We start from the raw sequence: 5,950 nt of genomic DNA, 5'->3' as shown, positions 1-5,950 counted from the left end.
CTTGTTAGCGCATTTGGGCATTAATAAGCCGATGCTCTCACTGCATGAGCATAATGAAGCACGGCGTGTCGATACGCTGGATAGTTACTTAATGGCGGGGGAAAATGTTGCCCTAATTAGTGATGCGGGAACGCCGCTTATATGTGACCCGGGGTTCGTATTGGTAAGAGAGTTGCGATTGCGGGGTAGGCAGGTGGTGCCGCTTCCTGGGCCTTGTGCGCTAGTCAGTGCGCTTTCAGCGGCCGGATTGCCGACTGATAGGTTTACATTTGGTGGGTTTTTGCCGTCTAAGCCGAGTGCGCGACGGCAAGCGCTTGAAAAATGGCAGTCTCGAGAAGAAACGTTGGTTTTTTACGAGTCACCTCACCGTATTGAGCACACGCTCGAATCGTTATGTGAGCAAATGCCTGAGCGAGCGGTTGTTCTGGCGCGAGAATTGACCAAAACGTATGAGACTTTTTTGCAGGGTTCGCCTTCCTCATTGCTTGATCAGCTTAAGCAAGACCCTAACCAAGGTCGTGGAGAATTTGTCGTAATGATCGCTGGGGCGGCGCCCGTTGTTCAAAGCGATGAGCAATCTATTACTGCTGATGAGCTGCTTAAAGCAATGCTAGCAGAGGGTGTTGGCGTCAAGCAGGGGGCAGCCGTTGCTGCAAAAATGCTAGGCGGCCGAAAGCAGGAATGGTACGCAAGATTGCAAGCATTGAAAGGTGGGCATTGAGGCGACGGCGGGGCGCTGGTATGCTTGCCGCCGGAGTTGGCCAGACAGTCGCCGCTAATACACTTGTAAAAGTGTGTTGGGGGAGGAAAGTCCGGGCTCCATAGGGCAGAGTGCCAGGTAACGCCTGGGCGGCGTAAGCCGACGGAAAGTGCAGCAGAGAGTAGACCGCCTAAGCCTTTCGAGGCTGGTAAGGGTGAAAGGGTGCGGTAAGAGCGCACCGCGCGCCTGGCAACAGTGCGTGGCATGGTAAACCCCACTCGGAGCAAGACCAAATAGGGATCCAATGGCGTGGCCCGCGCTGGATCCGGGTAGGTTGCTTGAGCGCTGTGGTGACGCAGCGCCTAGAGGAATGACTGTCCACGACAGAACCCGGCTTATCGGCCGACTCCCCATTTCCATAAAAGGTGCGCCGTTCGCATCTTTCTTAACACTGTGTGAGATTAACATGCCTTCTCCTGACGCTGACCAGGTTACTTCCCATTTTCGCCACACCAGCGTCTTACTAGAAGGGGCGGTAGATACACTTGTTCATAATCCCGATGGTATTTATTTAGACGGCACGTTTGGGCGAGGCGGGCACTCCCGCGTTATTCTTTCGCGCTTGAGCGAACAAGGTCGTTTAATGGCCATGGATCGTGACCCTCAAGCAATAGCAGCCGCTAAAGATATCGATGATCCTCGTTTCGACATAACGCAGCGAGAGTTCGCTCGGTTAGTTGAATATGCACAAGAGCAAGGGGTTTACGGAAAGCTTTCAGGGGTATTGCTAGATATTGGTGTTTCTTCCCCGCAGTTAGATGATCCAGAGCGTGGCTTTAGCTTTATGCGCAACGGTCCTCTTGATATGCGTATGGATCCTACCCAAGGAGAGAGTGCAGCCGCGTTTTTAGCCCGGGCTAGCGAAAGTGATATTGCCAATGTGTTTAAAACCTATGGTGAAGAGCGTTACGCAAAGCGCTTGGCGCGTGCTGTTGTTACGCGACGTGTGGAAAAGCCTTTTACGCACACTGTTGACTTGGCCGAGGTATTGAAAGAGGCTCACCCTGCTTGGGAAAAGGGCCGTCACCCAGCGACCAAAGCGTTTCAGGGGCTGCGTATTTATTTAAATGGTGAGCTCGATCAACTGGATGCAGCGCTTGAGGGGGCATTGGAAGTGTTGGCTCCTGGGGGGCATCTGGTTGTGATTAGCTTCCACTCGCTTGAAGATCGTCGTGTAAAACGCTTCATTCGTCATCATGTGCGGGGTGATACGCACTTGCCACGGGGCGTGCCGATTCGCGATGATCAGCTAAATCGCCGTCTTGAAGCCTTGGGTAAAGGAATACGCCCAAGTGACGAAGAGGTAGACGCTAACCCCCGGGCGCGCAGTGCCGTCATGCGAGCCGCCCGTAAACGAGTGTGATCATGAGCATGGATCGGATAGAGCGTTGGGCGTCAACGCTGCGCACCGAATGGCCTTTCAAGCTACGTTTTCGAGCTTGGCCGGTTATCCTTGTTGCGCTGTTCTTAGCGTGTGTCGTTACCGGTGGTTTAGTGGTTGCCACCACGCATATGACGCGAGTGCAGTATGCGCAGCTACAGCAGTTAGAGCAGGAAAAAAATCAGCTGCAAACCGAGTGGGGACAGCTGCTATTGGAAGAGGGGGCGTGGTCTACTCCGGCCCGTGTAGAGCAAATTGCTACGGAACGGCTTGAAATGCGCATTCCCGATGTGAATGATGTCGAGGTGATTCGACCATGAAGCGCGAAAGTCGGGGAGGGATATCCCGTCAAATGCCTATTGCGCCGCCGTTAGCTGGCGGACGCTTTTTATTTATTCTCATTGTTGTGATGGTGGCGTCGGCCATTTTAGTCGGCAGGATTACGCTGCTTCAGGTAATTGATCGCCCGTTTTTACAGAGCCAGGGTGATGCCCGTACGCTGCGCCATGAGGCAATACCCGCACACCGCGGTATGATCACTGATCGTAATGGTGAACCTCTGGCTGTTTCTACGCCTGTTGTGACACTTTGGGCGAATCCTCAAGAGCTACCTACCGATGCCATTCAGCGAGTAATGCTGGCGCAAGCTTTAGGCATGTCGCTCGATGACTTTGAATCTCGTGTCTCTCGATATAGCAGTCGAGAGTTTATGTACCTTCGTCGTCAAATGACGCCAGATGCGGCCCAACGTATATTGGATTTACGTACGCCTGGTGTTTATCAGCAGCGTGAATACAAACGTTATTATCCCGCCGGTGAAGTGGCGGCGCAGTTGCTGGGTGTTACCAATGTGGATGATGTGGGTCAAGAGGGACTGGAGCTCTCTTATCAGCCCTATTTGGCGGGGCATCCTGGACAACGCCGAGTCTTAAAGGATCGACGCGGTCGGTTAGTTCGTGAGCTGGGTGTTATTCGTGAAGCGCAACCTGGTGGTGAGTTAACGCTGTCGATTGATCAGCGTATTCAATATATGGCCTACCGTGAATTGCGTGCTGCTGTCGCTGAGCATGAGGCAGACGGTGGGGCGTTGGTAATGCTCGATGCGCGCACAGGGGAAGTGTTAGCAATGGCTAACTTGCCTTCTTACAACCCGAATAACCGCGCTGGGTTAGATCCGCGAGGTTTACGCAACCAGGCACTGGTTGATGTGTTTGAACCTGGGTCTGTTATGAAGCCTTTGGCGATGGCTGCAATACTGGAAAGTGGTGTTGTAGATCGCGATGCTGTCGTTGATACCTCGCCAGGCTGGATGCGCCTGGATCAGTTCACTATCCGAGACTTCCGTAATTATGGCGATTTAGATTTAGCGGGGATTCTACAAAAATCTTCAAACGTTGGTATGTCTCGTTTAGCGCTGCAGCTAAGTGATACGGCCATTTGGGAAAAATACAATCAGCTAGGCCTTGGGCAAGCACCAGGAACCGGCTTTCCTGGTGAGGCGACAGGCAGTTTGCCAGCGCCGGTTCGCTGGTCTCGAAGTGAACGAGCAACGCTCTCCTATGGTTACGGTCTCTCTGTTTCAGCCGTTCAATTGGCCAGTGCTTACACAGCGCTCGCCAATGATGGCGTGCGTTTACCGCCCTCGCTGTTGAGGCTTTCTGAGCCTCCCCAGGGGAGTCCTGCTATATCGCCCACAGTGGCTAATGATTTGCTGAATATTTTAGAAACGTCGGTCGCCGCCTATACCGGTGGGCGCCGAGCGCAGGTTGAAGGCTATCGTGTGGGGGGGAAAACAGGCACGGTGCGTAAAATAGGGCAGCAAGGTTATACCACCGATGCTTACCGCAGTGTTTTTGCGGGGATTGCGCCTATTTCCGACCCGCGTATTGTTACCGTCGTTATGATTGACCACCCCCGCGCTGGCCAATTTTATGGTGGCGCAGTGGCTGCTCCGGTGTTCTCTAGCGTGACAGGTAATGCCCTACGTTTGCTGGACGTGCCACCCGATCATGAGGTCGAGTAGCAAAGGAGATTGCATGAGGTTGTCCCCAGAAAGTCTATGGATAGCGCTAAAGCAGGTTTGGCCCAACGCCGTGTTACCTAAGGAGCTGCCTAAATTGCCAGAGCAGCTTCGCTTAGTGACGGATACACGTAAGTTAGCGATGGGTGATGTATTTGTGGCTGTCCCTGGTAGTCAGCGTGATGGTTATGAGTTTGTTGATCAAGCAGTGGCGGCAGGTGCGTCACTCGTTTTGGCGCATACAAGAGAAGGTGGTGTTTCACTGGACGGGCAAATACTTTATTTGCCGCATCTGTCTATGCGACTTGGCGAGCTAGGTCGCACACTGTTTTCTGTTCCTAAAGACCTTCAGGTGATTGGGGTGACGGGCACCAATGGGAAAAGCTCTGTTACCCATTATATAGCAGCGTTAAGTGAACTGCTTGGCAAGCCTGCTGGGGTGATTGGGACATTAGGTGTTGGTCGCCTTGGCCAATTGGTCGACACAGGCCTTACTACGCCTGGCTCATTGGCAATGCAAGAAACCTTGGCTGATTTGGCTAACCAGGGAGTGAAGCGTGTGGCGCTTGAAGCTTCTTCACATGCCCTTGAGCAACGCCGTTTAGACGCAGTGAACGTCGCCGCAGGCGTATTCACCAACCTGACGCGAGATCACCTTGATTACCATGGCAGTATGGCGGCTTATGCCGCTGCAAAAGCAAAGTTGTTCCGGCGTTCTGAGCTTTTGCTTGCGGTCGTCAATGCAAATGATCCTCTTGCGCGGCTAATGTTGGCAGGCTGTGATAGCCGTGTGCGTGTTTTGGCAGTAGGCGACGATGAAGTAGTGACGCTGCGCGTGATTGGTTGGCATCCCCATGAGCATGGTCAACAGGCTCTTGTTGCTACGCCGGAAGGTGAGAAAACGCTTAATCTTGGTTTGATGGGGCGGTTTAACCTAGACAATGTGCTGTTAGCCATTAGTGCGCTTTATGGATTGGGCGAGCCTTTAGAGCAGTTGTTTGAGTCGGCAACTGAGTTGGGCCCAGTGCCTGGGCGTATGGCGTTATACCGCGAGGTTAATGCGCCCAGCGTTGTTATCGACTATGCCCACACGCCGGATGCATTAGCTAATGCTCTCGAAGCGCTGAAAGAGCATTTAGGGAGCACCGGAAAGCTGTGGTGCCTGTTCGGTTGTGGTGGTGAGCGTGATACGGGAAAGCGAGCAGAAATGGCTGCTGTAGCGGAGCAGCGAGCTGACCACGTGATCGTTACTGACGATAATCCGCGTACGGAGTCTGCCGAGCAAATTCGCCAACAAATTATGTCGGGTTTTTCTGCTGCGGCTGCCTTTACGGAAATAGGTGATCGTAGTCAGGCGATTTGTCATGCGGTTCAGCAGGCTGATCCCCAGGACGTTATCTTGGTGGCCGGAAAAGGGCATGAGGCCTATCAGCACATTGGTAACGTGCGTCATGACTACCAAGATAGCGAACAAGTGATAAAAGCCTTCAAACTTAGGGCTGCCATGTGATGAACTGGTCGTTAGCTAGTATTGCTTCAGCGCTAAAACTTTCTGTCCCGCAAGCTTTATGCCAGTTGTCGGTGACGGCGGTCATTACCGATACGCGTCATATTGTGCCGGGCTGTCTGTTTGTGGCTTTGAAGGGGCCGCGTTTTGATGGCCATGATTTTATTGAGCAGGCGCTTGAGAAAGGCGCTGCAGCTGCTCTGGTTGAGCGCCCGGTAAGCAGTTTGCTTCCTCAGCTGGTATGCGCAGACACGCGTTTGGGCCTTGGCCTGCTGGCCCGGG

The 5,950-nt window shown here is 53.2% G+C and carries 6 protein-coding genes and 1 other RNA gene; all 7 read left to right on the top strand.

Features of this window, described 5'->3' with window-relative positions; translation table 11 throughout:
* Nucleotides 1–721: 16S rRNA (cytidine(1402)-2'-O)-methyltransferase (gene rsmI / locus INT22_RS10310; RefSeq protein WP_226912589.1), on the top strand; the 721-nt coding region annotated here is incomplete at its 5' end.
* Nucleotides 722–753: 32 nt separating this feature from the next.
* An RNA gene (gene rnpB, locus INT22_RS10305) (RNase P RNA component class A) lies at nt 754–1,114 on the top strand.
* 52 nt (nt 1,115–1,166) lie between these two features.
* Nucleotides 1,167–2,123 (top strand): 16S rRNA (cytosine(1402)-N(4))-methyltransferase RsmH, encoded by a 957-nt coding sequence (gene rsmH, locus INT22_RS10300; protein ID WP_089037719.1) that lies wholly within the window; start codon nt 1,167–1,169, stop codon nt 2,121–2,123.
* Between the two features lie 2 nt (nt 2,124–2,125).
* On the top strand, nt 2,126–2,461 hold the full coding sequence (ftsL, locus tag INT22_RS10295; RefSeq protein ID WP_089037720.1) for a cell division protein FtsL: 336 nt from the start codon (nt 2,126–2,128) through the stop codon (nt 2,459–2,461).
* Complete coding sequence (locus INT22_RS10290) at nt 2,458–4,164, top strand: peptidoglycan D,D-transpeptidase FtsI family protein (protein ID WP_193061305.1); 1,707 nt, start codon at nt 2,458–2,460, stop codon at nt 4,162–4,164. The genes ftsL and INT22_RS10290 overlap by 4 nt, the downstream gene beginning before the upstream one ends.
* A gap of 13 nt (nt 4,165–4,177) precedes the next feature.
* A complete protein-coding gene (locus tag INT22_RS10285; RefSeq protein WP_193068173.1) occupies nt 4,178–5,671 on the top strand; it encodes a UDP-N-acetylmuramoyl-L-alanyl-D-glutamate--2,6-diaminopimelate ligase in 1,494 nt (497 codons plus the stop codon).
* On the top strand, nt 5,671–5,950 hold a 280-nt coding region (locus INT22_RS10280), incomplete at its 3' end, for a Mur ligase domain-containing protein (protein WP_226912588.1). The genes INT22_RS10285 and INT22_RS10280, both read left to right, overlap by 1 nt.

It is taken from the genome of Halomonas sp. 3D7M (genome assembly GCF_014897885.1).
In the GTDB taxonomy this organism is placed as follows: domain Bacteria; phylum Pseudomonadota; class Gammaproteobacteria; order Pseudomonadales; family Halomonadaceae; genus Vreelandella.
The sequence above is the reverse complement of the archived record's forward strand: the minus strand, read 5'-3'. Positions and strand labels throughout refer to the sequence as shown.